At 71.3% G+C, this 17,068-nt stretch carries 14 protein-coding genes; 10 read left to right on the top strand and 4 right to left on the bottom strand.

Annotated elements, in window-relative coordinates:
- Positions 1 to 227: 227 nt before the first annotated feature.
- Positions 228 to 716, top strand: coding sequence for an Lrp/AsnC family transcriptional regulator (locus tag AB0I81_RS02610; RefSeq protein ID WP_360648661.1), 489 nt, complete (start codon positions 228 to 230; stop codon positions 714 to 716).
- Positions 717 to 885: 169 nt separating this feature from the next.
- Here the strand turns inward: AB0I81_RS02610 and AB0I81_RS02605 are convergent, their stop codons facing one another.
- Positions 886 to 2,220: an ROK family protein gene (locus AB0I81_RS02605; protein WP_360648658.1), complete on the bottom strand. Its 1,335-nt coding sequence runs from the start codon at positions 2,218 to 2,220 to the stop codon at positions 886 to 888.
- A gap of 312 nt (positions 2,221 to 2,532) precedes the next feature.
- Between AB0I81_RS02605 and AB0I81_RS02600 the strand changes: the two genes are divergently transcribed.
- The 4 genes from AB0I81_RS02600 to AB0I81_RS02585 all read left to right on the top strand — a co-directional run bounded on the left by AB0I81_RS02600 (position 2,533) and on the right by AB0I81_RS02585 (position 8,464).
- Positions 2,533 to 4,725, top strand: a complete 2,193-nt coding sequence (locus AB0I81_RS02600; RefSeq protein ID WP_360648655.1) for an ATP-binding domain-containing protein — start codon at positions 2,533 to 2,535, stop codon at positions 4,723 to 4,725.
- Between the two features lie 516 nt (positions 4,726 to 5,241).
- Positions 5,242 to 6,984, top strand: a complete 1,743-nt coding sequence (lnt, locus tag AB0I81_RS02595; RefSeq protein WP_360648652.1) for an apolipoprotein N-acyltransferase — start codon at positions 5,242 to 5,244, stop codon at positions 6,982 to 6,984.
- Positions 6,981 to 7,730: a polyprenol monophosphomannose synthase gene (locus tag AB0I81_RS02590; protein ID WP_360648650.1), complete on the top strand. Its 750-nt coding sequence runs from the start codon at positions 6,981 to 6,983 to the stop codon at positions 7,728 to 7,730. Before lnt ends, AB0I81_RS02590 begins: the two co-directional genes overlap by 4 nt.
- A gap of 149 nt (positions 7,731 to 7,879) precedes the next feature.
- Positions 7,880 to 8,464 carry an FxsA family protein gene (locus AB0I81_RS02585; protein ID WP_360648647.1) on the top strand — a complete coding sequence of 195 codons (585 nt, stop codon included), beginning with the start codon at positions 7,880 to 7,882 and terminating at the stop codon, positions 8,462 to 8,464.
- Between the two features lie 135 nt (positions 8,465 to 8,599).
- Here AB0I81_RS02585 and AB0I81_RS02580 read toward each other — a convergent pair whose 3' ends face one another.
- The 3 genes from AB0I81_RS02580 to AB0I81_RS02570 form a co-directional block, all read right to left on the bottom strand.
- Positions 8,600 to 8,944, bottom strand: a complete 345-nt coding sequence (locus tag AB0I81_RS02580) for an RNA polymerase-binding protein RbpA (protein WP_360648644.1) — start codon at positions 8,942 to 8,944, stop codon at positions 8,600 to 8,602.
- A 392-nt stretch (positions 8,945 to 9,336) separates the two neighbouring features.
- Positions 9,337 to 10,977, bottom strand: a complete 1,641-nt coding sequence (locus tag AB0I81_RS02575) for an ABC-F family ATP-binding cassette domain-containing protein (RefSeq protein ID WP_360648641.1) — start codon at positions 10,975 to 10,977, stop codon at positions 9,337 to 9,339.
- A 226-nt stretch (positions 10,978 to 11,203) separates the two neighbouring features.
- Positions 11,204 to 11,329, bottom strand: coding sequence for a hypothetical protein (locus AB0I81_RS02570; protein ID WP_360648638.1), 126 nt, complete (start codon positions 11,327 to 11,329; stop codon positions 11,204 to 11,206).
- 402 nt (positions 11,330 to 11,731) lie between these two features.
- Between AB0I81_RS02570 and AB0I81_RS02565 the strand changes: the two genes are divergently transcribed.
- From AB0I81_RS02565 to manD, 5 genes are all read left to right on the top strand, one after another.
- Positions 11,732 to 12,517: a FadR/GntR family transcriptional regulator gene (locus AB0I81_RS02565; RefSeq protein WP_360648635.1), complete on the top strand. Its 786-nt coding sequence runs from the start codon at positions 11,732 to 11,734 to the stop codon at positions 12,515 to 12,517.
- Between the two features lie 196 nt (positions 12,518 to 12,713).
- Positions 12,714 to 14,018 (top strand): extracellular solute-binding protein, encoded by a 1,305-nt coding sequence (locus AB0I81_RS02560; protein ID WP_360648632.1) that lies wholly within the window; start codon positions 12,714 to 12,716, stop codon positions 14,016 to 14,018.
- Between the two features lie 70 nt (positions 14,019 to 14,088).
- Positions 14,089 to 15,030: a sugar ABC transporter permease gene (locus tag AB0I81_RS02555; protein ID WP_360648629.1), complete on the top strand. Its 942-nt coding sequence runs from the start codon at positions 14,089 to 14,091 to the stop codon at positions 15,028 to 15,030.
- Complete coding sequence (locus tag AB0I81_RS02550; RefSeq protein ID WP_360648626.1) at positions 15,027 to 15,857, top strand: carbohydrate ABC transporter permease; 831 nt, start codon at positions 15,027 to 15,029, stop codon at positions 15,855 to 15,857. The genes AB0I81_RS02555 and AB0I81_RS02550 overlap by 4 nt, the downstream gene beginning before the upstream one ends.
- A 22-nt stretch (positions 15,858 to 15,879) precedes the next feature.
- On the top strand, positions 15,880 to 17,067 hold the full coding sequence (gene manD, locus AB0I81_RS02545) for a D-mannonate dehydratase ManD (RefSeq protein WP_360648623.1): 1,188 nt from the start codon (positions 15,880 to 15,882) through the stop codon (positions 17,065 to 17,067).
- Position 17,068: the final 1 nt, after the last annotated feature.

Below are 17,068 nucleotides of genomic sequence, written 5' to 3'. Positions count from 1 at the left end.
TCCTGGGTCGCCCCAGGTGGTTCGCGGTTCACGGCCCCGGCCACTGCCTGGAGGGCTCCCCGCGCTGCGACCCCATGCCCTGGGGCCGTCCAGCACGCCGTCTTGGTTATCGACGACACGCTGACCTTGGCCGATCGGAGCGGCGCAAGCTGGTCGTTCCTCTTTTGTCGTCAACGGTGAAGCATTCCGGGTGGGTCAAGGTGACCATGACCGGCTACCTTTGACCGATGGAGGAGATCGACCGCCGGATCGTCACGCTGCTGGCCCGCGACGGACGCATGAGTTTCACCGACCTGGCCAGGGAGACGGGATTGTCCGTCTCGGCGGTCCACCAGCGCGTACGCCGGCTGGAGAAGCGGGGGGTCGTCCGTGGATACGCCGCGATCATCGACCATGACGCGGTGGGGCTGCCGCTGACCGCGTTCGTGTCGATCAAGCCGATCGACCCGGCCGCGCCCGACGACGCGCCCGAGCGGCTGGCCCATCTGAGCGCCATCGAGGCGTGTCACAGCGTGGCCGGCGACGAGAGCTACATCCTTAAGGTACGGGTGGCCTCGCCGGTGGCGCTGGAGGACCTGCTGCAGCAGATCAGGGCCTCGGCCAACGTCTCCACCCGCACCACAGTCGTGCTGAGCACCCCTTACGAGCACCGCGCCCCCAGCGTGGCCCCCGACCTGACCGCCGAACCCGCCACCGCCTCCGACGGCTCCTCCTGAGCGCGCGACGGGCAACGGGCCGCGCGGCGTGTCAGCGGCTCACGTGACGGGCAACGCGCCGCGCGGGGCAACGGGCCGCGCGGCGGGCGAGCGGCGCATGTGATGGGCAACGCGCCGCGCGGGGCAACGCCGCGCGGCGGGCGAGCGGCTCACGTGGCGGGCGAGCGGTTCACGATGGCACGGTTGAGCCGAACACCTCTTCCCGCACGGCCGTGAGGGCCAGGTCGAGGCCGCCGGCCAGGACCGGGTTGCCCTCGACGCTCGACAGCCTGACCGGCGGCCGGGGGATGGTGAGCCCGTGCAGTTCCTCCTCGACCAGCTCACGCAGCGTCTCGCCGCCCGACAGCGCGACGCCGCCGGTCAGCACGATCAGCGCGGGATCGACGACGGAGGTGATGGCGGCCAGGCCCACCGCCAGCCGGGCGGCGACCTCGCGCAGCCCCGCCCTGGCGTCCTCCGCCTTCCGCCCGCCGCCCGAAGCCGCGCGTACGGCACTCGCGACACCCCGCCGGAAGTCGGCGCCGCGCACCCCATAAGAGCGCAGCACCGCCAGCACGGCCTCCCCGCCGGTCAGCGCCTGATAGCCGTGCCCGCCGGCGTAACGACCACGCTCAAGGGGCACGCCAGGGGCGGACGCGTCCCTCACCTCGCGGGCGCCGGGCGCGGGAGCGTCCCTCGCTTCGCGGGCGGTGGGTGCGGGAGCGTCCCTCGCTTCGCGCGCGGCGGGTGGGGGAGCGTCCCTCACCTCGCGGGCGGTGGGTGCGCCGGGGGTGGGCATGTAGCCCACCTCGCCGGCCCCGCCCGTGGCGCCCCGGTGCATGCGGCCGCCCAGCACGATGGCCGAGCCGATGCCCTGGTCGGCCCAGAGCAGCACGAAGTCCTCGCAGCCGCGCGCCGCCCCGTGTGCCCGCTCGGCCACCGCGACCAGGTTGACGTTGTTCTCCACGTCCACGGGCACGCCGAGGCCGGCGCTGAGCGCGGGCACGAGGTCGGGGATCTGCCAGCCGGGCACGTCCTCGTCGGCGGCGTACCCGAGCCTGCCGGTGGACGGATCGATCGCGGCCTGCACGCCGATCACGACCCTGCGCAGCCCGTCCGGCGGGTTCGCGCCGCGCAGTGCGGCGGTCAGCCGGTCCACCAGCGTGCCGCGCGGCCGGCGCGGGGTCGGCAGCGTGTGCCCGCCCACGATCGTGCCGGTGATGTCGGCCACCTCGACCTCGATCCTGGCGGGGGTGACGTCGATCGCGGCCACGTACGCCACGGCCGGGTTGATCCGGTACACCTCGGCCGTACGGCCCGGCATGCCTTCCCTGACGCCGTCCAGCACGACCAGCCCCGCCTGCTGCAAACGGAGCAGGAGTTGTGAGGCCGTAGGCTTGGACAGCCCGGTGAGCGCGCCGATCTGGGGGCGGGTCAGGGGACCCCGCTCGATGAGGGCCCGCAGGGCGGCGCGATCATTGATGGCGCGTAGCAGACTGGGTGTCCCCGGTACCAAGCCGCCCACGGCGCCTCCCCTGCCTCCCCGTTAGGAAACTTTCCTAACTAAAGATTAAAAACGCCCGCGGCGGCGGTCAAGGGACGCGACCAAGACGTAACCCGGCGCGGGGAGGGAAAGTGATGGGAGTGCCTCTACAGGCGTGCTAATGTCGTCGTTTGTCGTAACAACAAGCAGAATGGCCCGGAGTGTCCCATTAACCACATTAACGGTCAGGCGGCAACTCGTCAAACCGAGCTCGCCAAGGAGCAGGCGTACGTCACCCGCCTGTACGAGCGCCTCGACACGCTGCGTGAGCGTACCCAACGACAGCTCAAGGAGGTGCTGGCGTCGGGCGCGGTCGGCACGATGCAGAACAGGTCGGAGCGCGACACGTTCGCCGAGATGTACGCCACCCGCCTCGCGCGGCTCTGGGCGGTCGAGCGCGGCCTGGTTTTCGGACGGCTGGATCACCAGGAGGAGGGGCGGCTGTACATCGGCAAGCTCGGCCTGACCGACGACGAGCAGCTGCGCCTGCTCATCGACTGGCGGGCGCCGGTGGCGCAGCCGTTCTACCGCGCCACCCCCAACGCCCCGATGGGCGTCACCAGGCGCCGTCACCTGCAGACCAAGGGCCGCGCCGTGGTGGGCGTCGACGACGACCTGCTCGACCTCGACTCGCTCACCGACGACGACCGCGCCACGCTCAACGGCGAGGCCGCGCTGCTGGCCGCGCTCGACGAGAAGCGCACGGGCCGCATGCGCGACATCGTCGCCACCATCCAGTCCGAGCAGGACCGCGTCATCCGCAGCGACCTGAACGGCGTGCTGGTCGTGCAGGGCGGCCCCGGCACCGGCAAGACGGTCGTGGCGCTGCACCGGGCCGCGTACCTGCTCTACACCCACCGCGAGCGGCTCGAACGGCGCGGCGTGCTCATCCTCGGGCCCAACCTCACCTTCCTGCGCTACATCGAGCAGGTCCTGCCCTCGCTCGGCGAGACCGACGTGCTGCTGTCCACGGTCGGCGAGCTCTACCCCGGGCTGACGGCCACCGCCAGGGACCGGCCCGAGGTCGCCGCGCTCAAGGGCGACGCGCGCATGGCCGAGGTGCTCGCCAAGGCCGTACGCGACCGGCAGCGCGTGCCGCGCCAGCCGATCGAGCTGACCATCGGCCGCCTGACGCTCACCATCGACCGCTCCATGCTGGAGGCCGCCAAGAACAAGGCCACCCGCTCGCGCCGCCCCCACAACCAGGCCCGCGCCGTGTTCGTCAGGTCGCTGCTGAACGCGCTGGCCAGGCAGCAGGCCCGCAAGATCGGCAAGGGGCTCATGGACGAGGAGGACCTCGCCGACCTGCGCGAGGACCTGCGCACCGAGCAGGTGGTCAAGTCCGCGCTCAACCGGCTGTGGCCGTACCTGACGCCGCAGCGGCTGCTGCTCGGCCTGTACGGCTCCGCCGAACGCCTCGGCTACGCCGCCTCCGCCCTGACCCCGCAGGAGCGGGCGTTGCTGCGGCGCGACGGCGGCGAGTGGACCGAGTCCGACGTGCCGCTGCTCGACGAGGCCGCGGAACTGCTCGGCGACATCGACGAGCAGGTGCTGCGCGCCAGCGCGCTGCAGGCGGAGGAGGAGCTGGCCGCCGCCAGGCAGGCCGAGGAGAGCCAGCGCGAGGCCGAACTGGCCTACGCCCGCGAGGTGCTGGAGCTGACGGGCCTGTCGGACGTCATGGAGGCCGAGCGGCTGGCCGAGCGCCAGCGCGGCGAGGGCCCGTACCTGACCACCGCCGAGCGCGCCGCCGCCGACCGCACCTGGGCCTACGGGCACGTGATCGTGGACGAGGCGCAGGAGCTGTCGCCGATGGCCTGGCGGGTGGTCATGCGGCGCTGCCCGACGCGTTCGATGACGATCGTCGGCGACATCGCGCAGACCGGCTCGGCGGCCGGGGCCCGCTCGTGGGAGTCGGTGCTGGACCCGTATGTGGCCGGGCGCTGGCGGCAGGAGCGGCTGACCGTCAATTACCGCACGCCCGTGGAGCTGATGGCGGTGGCCGCCCGCGTGCTGGCCACCATCGACCCCGCGCTGCGGGCCCCCGACTCCGTCCGCGAGCTGGGCGTCGAGCCGTGGGCGGCGCCGCTGCCCGCGCTGCCGGGGCTGGCCAAGGAGGAGGCCGGCGAGGGCGGCAAGGTCGCCGTGGTGGTGCCCGACGAACTGCTGTCCGACCTCGGTACGCGGGTCGCCGCCGCCGTGCCGGGCACCGTGGTCGTCACGCCGGGGACCGGACGCAACGGGGGAGCGCAGGCGCTCGACGCGCCCGTGGCGGTGATGGGCGTGACCGACGCCAAGGGGCTGGAGTTCGACTCGGTCATCGTCGCCGAGCCCGACCTGATCGCCGCCCAGTCGCCACGGGGACCCAGCGACCTGTATGTTGCTCTCACGCGTGCGACGCAGCGGCTCGGGGTCGTCCACGAGCGGCCTCTTTCGCAGGCGCTGCAGGGCTTGCGTGGCCGCTCTCCGGCGGCCGCCAACGGGCTCTGAGCTGCGTCGCGGCGACCGGCCCGACCTGGACTGCCTGCGGAAACTCGATGTTCCCGCTGATCGGGACACGGTTGACATCTGAGGTGGAGTCGGTAGTTTGCTGCGCAGTCCAGCACGGGACTTGGCCGGTTGGCCGTCTCTGACATCGCCGGATCCTGCGTCCGTGACGGAGCGTGACTTCGTCCACACAGCCAGGTGCAGGGCCGTCGGTCCGTCGAGTCGGGGCACCCCAACCGGGCGGGGGGTTGGACCCGGGACGGGTCCGGGAGCCCAGTAGACAACGGAATTCCGAGCTCGCCGCCGACGAGACGGGTCCGGTCCGAAGGGTTTCCGGGCCCTCTTCCCGCTCTCGTGCGTCAAGGGCCGCCATTGCGCCGGGTGGTCCCGTTTCCGTCACGGGATCACCCTGCCGCCCCTTCTCATACGATCTTCTGGTGGTGTGCCGACCTGAGTGCGGCCCCGGGGGCGGTAGCGTTTTCGCTAGCGATGCGTTGCGACGTGGCGAGGAGAACCGGAGTGGTTCAGGATAGAACGGGCACAGGCGGCTCCGCCGTGCCCGCCGGCGCGGTGCCCGCGCCCGATGCCGCCGCGCCCGCGTCCGCAACGGCGCCGGAGTCAGGGCCCGAGCCGGGGGCCGAGGCGGAGGGGGCCTCGCCGCGAGCCCGGGCCGGAGGCGGTCAAGGGGGCGCGGGCGAGGAGCCGGTGGTGGCCGAAGGCGTGGCCGGGCGCGAGACGCGCTGGGTGCTGGCCGCCAGGGTCGTGGCCGCCATGGTCGGCGGGCTGGCGCTGTACACCGCGTTCCCGCCGCTGGACTGGTGGTTGTGCGCCCCGCTGGGCATCGGCCTGATCGCCGGCTCCCTCTACCGGGTCCGCCCCAGGCGGGCAGCCTGGCTCGGATTCCTGGCCGGGATGGTGTTCCTGCTGCCCACCGTCGCCTGGGTGCGCACCATCGGCGACGACGTCTGGCTCATGCTCGTCGTCACGGAAAGCCTCTTCTACGCCGCCATGGCCGCCCTGGTCGCGCTCGTGTCCCGGCTGCCGGCCTGGCCGCTGTGGTTCGGCGGCCTGTGGGTGCTGATGGAGTGGGCGCGCGGGCTGGTGCCCATCGGCGGCTTCCCGTGGGCGCGGGCCGCGTTCAGCCAGGGGGAGTCGCTGTTCACGCCGTACGCCGCGCTCGGCGGCGTGCCACTGGTGTCCTTCGCCGTGGCGCTGTGCGGCGCGCTGGTGGCCCAGGCCGTGCTGACCCGGCGGGTGAGCCTCGCGCGCAGGGCCGTGCCGCTGGCGCTGGCCCTGGCGATCCCGGCGCTGGGGTTCGCCGTGCCCAGGCACGGCGACGAGGGCCGCACGGTCAACATCGGCATCGTGCAGGGCAACGTCCCCGGCCGGGGCATGTACGCGCTCGGCGACGAGCCGGCCGTCGTCCTGCGCAACCACGCCGAGGAGACCAAGCGGCTGGCCAAGGCCGTGCGCGAGGGCAAGGTGCCCAAGCCCGACCTGGTCGTCCTGCCGGAGAACTCCACCGACATCGACCCCTACCGGGACGAGTACGCGCGGCTGACCATCCAGGACTCCGTCCAGGACATCGGCGTGCCCACGCTCGTCGGGGCCGTGGTCTCGATCGGCACCGACGAGCGCGCCACCCGCAGCCTCGTGTGGGACCCGGTGACCGGCGCTGGCGACTACTACGACAAGCAGCGGCTGGTGCCCTTCGGGGAGTACACGCCGTTCAAGGAGATCGTGCTGGCGCTGTGGGAGCGGGCCGGCCTCGTCGGCAGGCAGTCGGTGGCGGGCGACAAGCCGGGCGACCTCAAGCTGGGCCCGGTCACGATCGGCGCGGTCAACTGTTACGAGGTCGCCTACGACGACACCGTGCGCGGCACCGTACGGGCCGGGGGCACCCCGATCGTCGTGCAGACCAACAACGCCTCCTACGCCCTGTCGAACCTCCCGTCGCAACAACTGGCCATGTCCAAGCTGCGCGCCGTCGAGCACAACAGGGCCGTCGTCACCGCCGCCACGACCGGCATCTCGGCATATGTCACGCCGGACGGTAAGGTCTCCTGGCAGACCAGCGAACTGGTCGCGGACAGCAACGTGGTCAAGGTGCCCGTACGCACGAAGGAAACGATCGCCACCAGGGTGGGCGCCCTTCCCGAATGGGCACTGATGATGATGGGAGCGGTGGCCGCGGGAGCCGCCGCATGGGCAGGCAGGCGGCGTGGCGCTCGGATGGCCGATCGGATGAGGAACGACGGATGATGGAGACTCTCGGCCGGGTGCTCGTCGTCGTACCGACCTACAACGAGCACGACAACCTGCCCGCGATCGTCGAACGGGTGCGCGCGGCCGTCCCCGACGCCCACGTGCTCGTGGCCGACGACAACAGCCCCGACGGGACCGGGCAGGTCGCCGACGCTCTCGCCGCCGACGACGACCACGTGCACGTCCTGCACCGGCCGGGCAAGCAGGGCCTCGGCGCCGCCTATATCGCCGGGTTCCGCTGGGGGCTCGACGAGGGCTATGACGTCCTGGTCGAGATGGACGCCGACGGCTCACACCAGCCTGAGGAACTGCCGAAACTGCTGGAGGCGCTGGCCGACGGCGCCGACCTGGCGATCGGCTCGCGCTACGTGCCCGGCGGCAAGGTCGTCAACTGGCCGCAGCGGCGCGAGCTGCTGTCCAAGGGCGCCAACGTCTACACCCGGGTGATGCTGGGCCTGCCCGTGCGCGACGCGACCGCCGGCTTCCGCGCCTACCGCGCCGCCACGCTGGAGAAGGTGGGGCTGTCCGGGGTGGAGTCGCAGGGTTACTGCTTCCAGGTCGATCTGACGCTGCGTACGGCCAGGCACGGGCTGCGGGTGGTGGAGGTGCCGATCACGTTCGTGGAGCGTACGGTGGGCAAGAGCAAGATGAACGGCAAGGTGATGTCCGAGGCGCTGTGGCGGATCGGGATGTGGGGCGTCACCGGCCTGCCCAAGCGGCTGAGGGGCACAAACCGCGATTGACCCGGGAAGCGGGGCGCCTCGCGGGTTCGGGGCGTTTGACGGGGAAATGGGGCGCGTCGCAGGTTGCGGGCGTTTGACCGGGGGCGGAACGTACGGCGGGCTCCGGGCGTTGTTTCTGGTGTAACGCGCACGTGCGAATCGAGGAAACGATGCGGCTCCTGATCTTGCTGGCCGTCCTTGCCGTTCCCGTTCTGGAGATCTGGCTGATCTTCCAGGTCGGGGCGGCGATCGGCGGGTTCCCCACCATCGCGCTGCTCATCGCGGGCAGCCTGCTGGGCGCCTGGCTGGTACGCCGTGAAGGGCGCCGGGCCTGGCGGGCGTTGCAGGACTCGCTGCAGTCGGGCCGCATGCCCGAGCGCGAGCTGGCCGACAGCGGCATCATCCTGGCGGGCGGCACGCTGCTGATGGTGCCGGGGTTCCTCTCCGACGTGGTCGGACTTCTGTGCCTGGTGCCGTTCACCCGGCCGGTGATGCGCCGCCTGGGGTCGTGGTTCTTCGAGCGCCGGATCAAGAAGATGGCCGCCGCGTCCCCGTACGCGGACCTCTTTCCCCCGTCCGGTGGTTTCCCCGGCGCGGGCGGCTTTCCCGGTGCGGACGGGGCGCCCGCCGGCTCCGGCTCCGGCGCCCCGCGCGGTGGTCGCGTGGTGCACGGCGAGGTCATCAGGGAAGAGCAGGACGCGTCATCCGCCCCGCGCGGCACGGAGACCTCACCCGCTCCGCGCGGGGACGCCTGACCGCGTTCGGCGTTCGGCACCCCGTTCGGCACGGCGTTCGGCACGGCGTTCAACACGGTGTTCGGCGTGCTCCTTGAGGCGGGAACGGAAGAAAACCCCCGGGCGTGAGCCCGGGGGTTTCACCGTGAGAGGACGTCAGGCGCTCTTACGACGCTGAGCCCGCAGTACCGCGAGCCGTTCGTTGAGCACCTCTTCAAGATCTTCGATGGACCGCCGCTCCAGAAGCATGTCCCAGTGTGTCCGCGGGGGCTTCGTCTTCTTGGATTCCGGCTGCTCGCCGTCCACGCGCACCGCGGTCGCGCCGCACATGCGGCACTCCCAGGTCGCGGGGATCTCAGCCTCGGCGGCAAGCGGAACCTCGAAGCGATGGCCCTTGGTACAGGTGTAGGACACCTCCTGGCGTGGGGCCAGATCCGTGTTACGGTCGTTCTCGTAGCTGGTTGCCCCGAGCCGGGTGCCACGAAGCGCGCGCTCGCCCATGTTTAAATGCCTCCTACAGGGCCCCCTTGCGTGGGGGGTCTGTCTCCCACGGTGTCTAACGCTTGGTACCGTGATGGGATTCCCAATCGCAGGGTGATCCAATCGCGCTTGAGGCTTCGGTTCTTCGCGCGATCGTCGATTAGGGGCTGGTCCTGCGGTAACGCACCTCACTGGTTGTGGATGCGAATGCGGCGGAACAAAAATCCGGTGACAAACCGTGCTCACGCTTGCCCTTCCGGTGGCGGTGCGCGCCCGGACGGTCGCTGTGCGCGCCCGGCCCGCCCGGGTCGCTCGCCCGACTACACGCGCGCCCGACTACACACGCGCTCACTACAGGCGCGCCCGATCCGCAGGACGGCGGATCGGGCGCGTCCGTTATTCGTGCGGCACTCTCATCCGGACTTCCGGCCGTCGAGGTGGAGGCGCGGCCAGGAGGCCGTGTCCCGCAGGAGCTGCCGGTCGTGCGTGGCCAGCACCACCGCGGCGCCCGTGGCGTCCAGCGCCCGGGTCAGCTCCTCCACCAGGGTCATGGACAGGTGGTTGGTGGGTTCGTCGAGCAGGACGACCTGAGGACGGGCGGCCAGCAGAACAGCCAGGTCCAGCCGCCGCTGCTGCCCGATCGACAGGTCGGCGACCGGCTTGTGCGCCGCCTCGGACGGCAGCAGGCCGAGCTGACCGAGACCGATGGCCTCGGACTCCGCCAGTTCGCCCGAGCTGACCAGCCGGCCCACCGCGGCCTCGTACACCTCGAAGGCCCTGCGCCGCGACGGCTCGGGCGACTCCTGGGAGAGCAGCCCGATCCGTGCCCCCCGCTTGGCCTGTACGGCCCCCGAGTCCGGGGCGAGCCGGCCGGCGAGCACGCGCAGCAGGCTCGACTTGCCCGCGCCGTTCGGCCCGGTGATCACCAGGCGGTCGCCCGAGCGCAGGAGCACCGAGCACGGGTTGTCGAAACGGCCGCTCACCCGTACGTCGTCGGCCCGCAGCAGCGTGACGCCCGGCGGCGCGTCCAGGCGCGGCAGCTGGAAGCGCAGCGGCGGCCTGGGCACGTCGAGCACGTGCGACTCCAGCGCCTCCTGCCGCCGATGCACGGCGCGCACCAGGGCCGGGGCGCGGGTGGCGCGGGTGTGCTTGCCGGTGCCCTTGTCGGGACGCCATCCGGTGGACAGCCGGTTCTGCGCCTCGGACAGGTCCTGGGCCAGGCGCTGGCGTTCGAGCTGCTGGTCGCGGAAGGCGGTCTCCCAGCGTTCCCGTTCGGCGTCGCGGCCCTCGCGGTAGCCCGCGTACCCGCCGCCGTAGGAGCGGGGGCGGCCGTCGCTGGTCGGGTCGAGGTCGAGCACGGTGGTGACCACGTCCGACAGCAGCGCCCGGTCGTGGCTGACCAGCACCACCCCGCCCGGATGCGCGCGCAGCCTGGCGGTGAGGTGGTCGAGGCCGTCTGCGTCGAGATGGTTGGTGGGCTCGTCCAGCAGCAGCAGGTCGTGCCCGGCGCCGAGCAGGCAGGCCAGCCTGATCCGGTAGCGCTGGCCGACGGACAGCTCGGCCAGCGGCCGGTCGCGGTCGCTCACCGCGCCGAGCGCCGCCAGCGAGATGTCGACCCGGCGGTCGGCGTCCCACGCGCCGAGGGACTCCGCGGCCTCCAGCGCGTCGGCGTAGGTCTGGTCGGCCCCCGGACGTTCCTCGGTCAGCGCGAGGGTGGCCGCGTCGAACGCGCGCAGCGCGGCGCGTACCTGGGCCAGCTCGTCGTCGATGAGGTCACCCACGGTGCGGTCGTCGCCGGCGGGCATCTCCTGGTGGGCGATGCCCATCGTGCCCGCACGGTGCACCGTGCCCGAGTCGGGAGCCAGGGTGCCGGCGAGCACCTGCAGCAGCGTGGTCTTGCCGCGGCCGTTCTCGCCGACCACGCCCAGCCGGACGCCGGCCGAGACGGTCACGTCGACGCCGGTCAGTACGGGCCGGCCGCCGCGCGAGAGGTGCAGATCGCTGGCATTGAGATGAGCCCGCGCACGCGCGGGCAGGGTGATGTCGGTGGACATGCTTCCTCCGGAAGGCAGGCTCCGGCGCGCCTCGGCACGGCGACGGCGCGGGCGTGGAACCTGGAAAGTGAGAGACGACGGCGAAGTCGCTCAGCCGCGCCCATCAACGGGCGGGCGAGCCGGCGTCGTCCTCAGAGGAAGTACAAATGCACGCATCCACTGTAGCGGGTGTCTCAGGTGCATCGCTCCGGATTATTGGGGCCTGTTCTGTCGTGGTGCCGATGGATCACCGCGTGGCGACGTCGCGGAGGTCGCCCGTGGCGACGGCGCGGAGTTTGTCGGGGTTGGCGACGCTGTGGATGGCGATGATGCGGCCCCCGGCGTCGAAGTCGAAGGTGAGGGTGGAGACCACCCGGCCCGGCTCCGGTGAACATGATGCCGGGACCGCCGTTGATCTCGATGAGTGCGGCGCTCACGTCGGCGGTCCGCTGGCCGGTGGCGGTCATGTGCAGCCGCGGCCGCTCGACGAAGCGCTCCGCCCGGTTGACCAGCGTCACCTGGACCTGCCCGTTCTCCATGAAACGGGCCGCGAGCTGGATCGCCGCCGCCATGCCCGCATACCCCGCCCCCAGGACGACAACGTGGTGTGTGGCCGTCGTCTCGTGCCGTGCGTTCATCGTTTCCGCCTCTCCCGGTGTACGGCTGTGTGACAACCACGAGATGGGAGCCGCCCGCCCGTTTGTGACACGGGGACGAAGAGGGGGTGGGCCGCCGGGGGCCACGTTCGGCCGGGGCGCTCCTGTATCCTCGGTGCATGCCCACCGACCCGCCAGCAACGATGGGCCAAGATCTGTCGCAGTCCTATCGGGGCCTGCTGACCGAGCGCATCGCCCGCCAGCTTGAGCACGACATCCGTTCCGGCGACGTCAAGCCGGGCGTCAAGCTGCCCTCGGAGCGTGAGCTGGCGGTTCAGTTCGGGGCCAGCCGCAACGTGGTGCGCGAGGTCCTGCGCCGGCTGGAGGCCCAGCACCTCATCGAGGTCGCTCCCGGCAGGGGGTCGTTCGTCAGGGAGCAGTCCTCCCGTCACGCCCGCCACTACGACGCGCTCTACCGGGCGGGCAGGCCCACGGTCCGCCAGCTCATCGAGGCCCGCATACCCCTTGAGGTCGAGATCGTGGGCCTGGCGACCGAGCGTGCCAGTGAGGCGGAGCTGGCGGTGATCGAGCAGGCCAACGTGGCGTTGCTCAAGGCGACGGACGTGGTCGACAAGGCGCACGCCGACCTCGACTTCCACGACGCGATCGCGCAGGCGAGCGGCAACCCGGTGTTGCGGATCATGTTGTCGTCGATCAGCGGCATGATGTTCGAGATGATGCTGCGCTCGCACTCCGACCCGAGCATCGGCGAACCGGGCGTACCGCACCACGCCGAGATCTTCGAGGCGATCGCGGCGCGTGACGCCGGGCGGGCCAGGGAGTACATGCGCGAGCACCTCACGCTGGGCCTGCGCACGTACGGCAAGGACCTCGACGTGAGCGTGGACGTCATGGCCAGGCAGCACATAGAGACGCTGCTGAGCCAGACCACGACCCGCGCCTGACCCACCGCAACCTCCGCGCCTAACCCACCGCAACCTCCGCGCCTAACCCACCGCAACCTCCGCGCCTAACCCGCCTCGTCGCGCGCCTGACCCCTCACAGCCCGGAGTGGTCAGGGTGAAGCGGGGGCTGCTATGGTCCAACTGGTCCTACCAGTTGGACCACAGCTGCGGGGGACGCACGCACAGAAAGCCAGCAATGAGCATGCCCATCACCAGCCACAACCTCTCGCGCCGCGCCTTCGCCAGGCTCGCGGCCGCCACGCTCGGCGGGGCGGCGCTCGCCGGCTGCTCCACCGGCGGCGGCAGGCCCGCTCGGAACACCCCGCTGCGGATCATGGCGCTCAACCACGTCTGGTCCCAGGCCATCGACAAGCACCTGCCCGAGTTCGAGGAGCGGATCGGCCGTCGCGTGTCGATGTCGCTGCTCACCGCGGACCAGCTCGCCAACAGCTACAACGTCAAGCTCAACGCCTCGGCCACCGACATCGACGTGATGATGGTGCGGGCGCTGCAGGAGCAACTGCTCTTCGCGCACAACGACTGGCTGGCCGACCTGACCGGCCTGGTGGAGGGCGACGCCGCCTACAACTGGGCCGACTTCCTCCAGGCGCCGCGCGAACGCTCGATCACCGCCCGCAAGGTGCTGAGCGTGCCGGTGGTGACCGAGCGGCCGGCCCTGTACTACCGCAAGGACCTGGGCGCCGCGCCACGGACGCTCGACGACCTGCTGGAGACGGCGCTGCGGCACACCGACAGGAACCGCGGCTTCTTCGGCTTCGTCGGGCGCGGGCAGCGCGCGGGCGCGGTGAGCATCTGGTCGAGCTTCCTGTACTCCTTCGGCGGCGCGTTCACCCTCGAAGGCCGCTCCGGCATCGGCCGGCCGGAGGCGATCGCGGCCTACGAGTACTACGGCAGGCTGCTGAAACAGGCCGGGCCGCCGGGAGCCACCAACATGAGCCTGGAACAGGCCATGCCGATCTTCGCCCAGGGCAAGGCGGCCTTCTACATCGACGCCGACGCCATCTACAGCAACTTCCTCGACCCGAAGATCTCGACCGTCCGGGAGACCGTCGGCTTCGCGCCGTTCCCGGCCGGGCCCGCGGGCGCGCGGCCGTTCAACATCCCGTCCTGGAGCCTGGGCATCAGCGCCTTCTCGCGGCTGCGCGAGGAGTCGTGGGAGTTCATCCGCTGGGCCTCCGGCCCGGAGATGGTCAAGCGGCTGCAGGCGGAGGGGATCCCGGGGGCCAGGCAGTCGGCCTGGTCGGACGCGAGCACGCTGGCCTCGTTCCCGGCCGAGCTGGCCAAGGCGATGCAGACCCAGGCGCGGACCGGGCTCGGCCTCGACCGGCCCGACGTGCTCCAGGTCGGCCGGGCCCGCGACATCATCGGCCGCCCGCTCGTGGCCGGGATCCTCGGCCAGCCGGTACGGCCGGTGGCGGCCGAGGCCGACGCCGAGTTCGCCGACTTCCTCGTCCGCGACAACCGCCACAGGGAGGGCTGATGTCCGCCACCCGCATCACGCCGGCCATCGGCCACCGGGCCGCACCGGCTACCCGCCACAGGGAGGGCTGATGGCTGCCACCAGGACCGCGCCGGCGATCGGCCGCACCGCAGGGCGCGGGCGGGCGCGCTCGTTCGAGCAGGCCAACCGGCGGCTGCGCTGGATGATGCTCACGCCCGCCCTCGCCTTCGTCGGGTTGATGATCATCTTTCCGCTGGTCTTCACCCTCAACCTCGCCTTCACCGACGCCTTCGGCGCGGTCAACGCCGGCAAGGACTACGTCGGGCTGCGGAACTTCGGCGACGCGCTCACCGACGGCCGCCGCTTCTGGCCCGCCGTCCAGCGCACCGTCCTGTTCACGATCGGCGCAGTCGCCATCGAGACGGTCCTGGGGCTGGCCCTGGCCATGCTCATGCGCAGGCCGTTCCGCGGCATCCGCTGGGTCCGTACCGTGCTCATCATCCCCCTGCTGACCACACCCGTGGCCGTCGGGATCCTCTGGCTGCTCATCCTCGACCCCACCAACGGCATCGCCAACCACCTGCTCACCTCCGTCGGCATCCCGCCGCAGGAGTTCCTCGGCTCGGTGTCGCAGTCGCTGCCGCTGCTCATGCTCATCGACGTGTGGCAGTGGACGCCCATGATGACGCTGCTCCTGCTCGCCGGGCTGTCCACGCTGCCGGAGGAGCCGGAGGAGGCCGCCCACGTGGACGGCGCCGGCGTGTGGCAGCGCTTCCGGTACGTCATCCTGCCGATGCTCCTGCCGACCCTGCTCACCGCCCTCGTGCTGCGCGCCATCGACGCGCTGAAGACCTTCGACATCCTGTACGCCACCAAGGGCCCGGGCGGCGGATCCTCCTTCGAGGTCGAGACCCTCAACGTCTACGCCTACGGCCTCACCTTCGACTACCAGGAGTACGGCCTGGCCTCCGCCGTCCTGGTCCTGTTCACCCTCGCCATCGTCGGTGTCGTGGCCGTGTTGCGGCGCCGTACGGGAAGGAAGTCCGCATGAGCGCCTCCGCGTCCTCCCGGCGGCGGGCTCTGCTCTGGGCCCGCGGCATCGCCATCGTGATCGTGTGCCTGATCTTCGTCCTGCCGATCATCTGGATGTTCGCCGCCGCGTTCAAGACGAACGTCCAGGTCACCGACCCGAGCGTGGGCCTGTTCTTCTCCCCGACGCTGGACAACTTCCGCGGCGTGCTGGCCGACGGCGAGGTGCTCGCCTCGCTGCGCAACTCCCTGATCGTCGGGGTCGTGTCCACCGTGCTGTCCGCGATCATCGCCGTGCCCGCGGCCTGGGCCGTGGGACGTTTCAGGATGCACCGCACAGGCTCCCTCGTGCTCGTGGCGCGCATCATCCCGGCGATCTCGCTGCTCGTCCCCTGGTACTACCTGTTCGCCCAGGCCGGGCTGGTCGGCAGCTACACCGTCCTGGTGCTCAGCCACATGTTCGTGTCCGTGCCGCTGATCCTGTGGATCATGATCGGGTTCTTCGAGGGGCTGCCGATCGAGCTGGAGGAGGCCGCGCGTACCGACGGGCTGACCGTCTTCGGCGCCTTCTGGCGCATCGCGCTGCCGCTCGCCGCGCCGGGCACCACGACCGCGTCCGTGCTGGCGTTCATCTTCAGCTGGAACAACTTCATGTTCGCGCTGATCTTCTCCGACGAGACCACGCAGACCGCGCCCGTGACGCTGTTCAACTTCATCTCCTACGCCAGCACCGACTGGGGCGGCCTGATGGCCGCCGCCACGCTCATGACCGTGCCCGTCGTCATCGTCGCGGTGCTCGGACAGAAGTACCTCGTGGCCGGGCTGACCGCCGGCGCCACCAAGGGCTGACCACCTACCAGAAAGGCCGCTCATGAAGATCGTCGATGCCAAGGTGGTCCTGACCAGCCCTGGCCGCAACTTCGTCACCCTGAAGATCGAGACCGACGAGGGCGTCACCGGGCTCGGCGACGCCACGCTCAACGGGCGCGAGCTCGCGGTGGCCAGCTACCTGCGCGACCACGTCGTCCCGCTGCTGCTTGGCACCGACCCGCACCGCATCGAGGACACCTGGCAGTCCCTGTACCGGGGCGCGTACTGGCGTCGCGGGCCGGTGACCATGGCCGCCATCGCCGCCGTGGACGTCGCGCTCTGGGACATCAAGGCCAAGGTCGCCGGGCTGCCGCTGTACCAGCTCCTCGGCGGCGCGAGCCGCGAGCGCGTACGTACCTACGGGCACGCCAGCGGGCGCGACCTGCCCGAGTTGTTCGACTCCATCCGCGCCCGGCAGGCCGAGGGGTATCCGGCCATCCGCGTGCAGACGGGCGTGCCGGGTCTCAAGCGCGTGTACGGCGTCGACTCCGGCACCGGCGACCGCCCCGTCGTGGAGGACTGGGACACCGACGCCTACCTGCGCACCCTGCCCGGCGTGTTCGACGCCGTACGCCAGGAGTTCGGCCCCGACCTGACCCTGCTGCACGACGCCCACCACCGCCTCACCCCGATCCAGGCGGGCCGGCTGGGCAAGAACCTGGAGCCGTACGACCTGTTCTGGCTGGAGGACTGCACGCCCGCCGAGAACCAGGAGGGGCTGCGGCTCGTCCGGCAGCACACCACCACGCCGCTGGCGATCGGCGAGGTCTTCAACACCGTCTACGACTACCAGACGCTGGTGACGCACCAGCTCATCGACTACGTGCGCTCCGCCGTCACGCACTTCGGCGGCGTGTCGCCGCTGCGCAAGCTGTTCGACTTCGCCGCCCAGCACCAGATCAAGAGCGCCATCCACGGGCCCGAGGACATCTCACCGGTCGGCATGGCCGCCGCGATCCACCTGGACCTCGCGATCCACAACTTCGGCATCCAGGAGTACGCCGGGCACACCCCGCTGACCCATGAGGTGTTCCCGCACGCCTACACCTTCACCGACGGGTACCTGCACCCGGGGGAGGCTCCCGGGCTCGGCATCGGCCTCGATGAGGAGCTGGCGGCGGCGCATCCCTACGATCCGGCGTACCTGCCGATCAACCGGCTCCAGGACGGCACGATCCACGACTGGTGAG

Source organism: Nonomuraea sp. NPDC050404 (genome assembly GCF_040655495.1).
GTDB lineage: Bacteria > Actinomycetota > Actinomycetes > Streptosporangiales > Streptosporangiaceae > Nonomuraea.
Note: the sequence above shows the minus strand (reverse complement) of the source record. Positions and strands in the feature narration are given on the sequence as shown.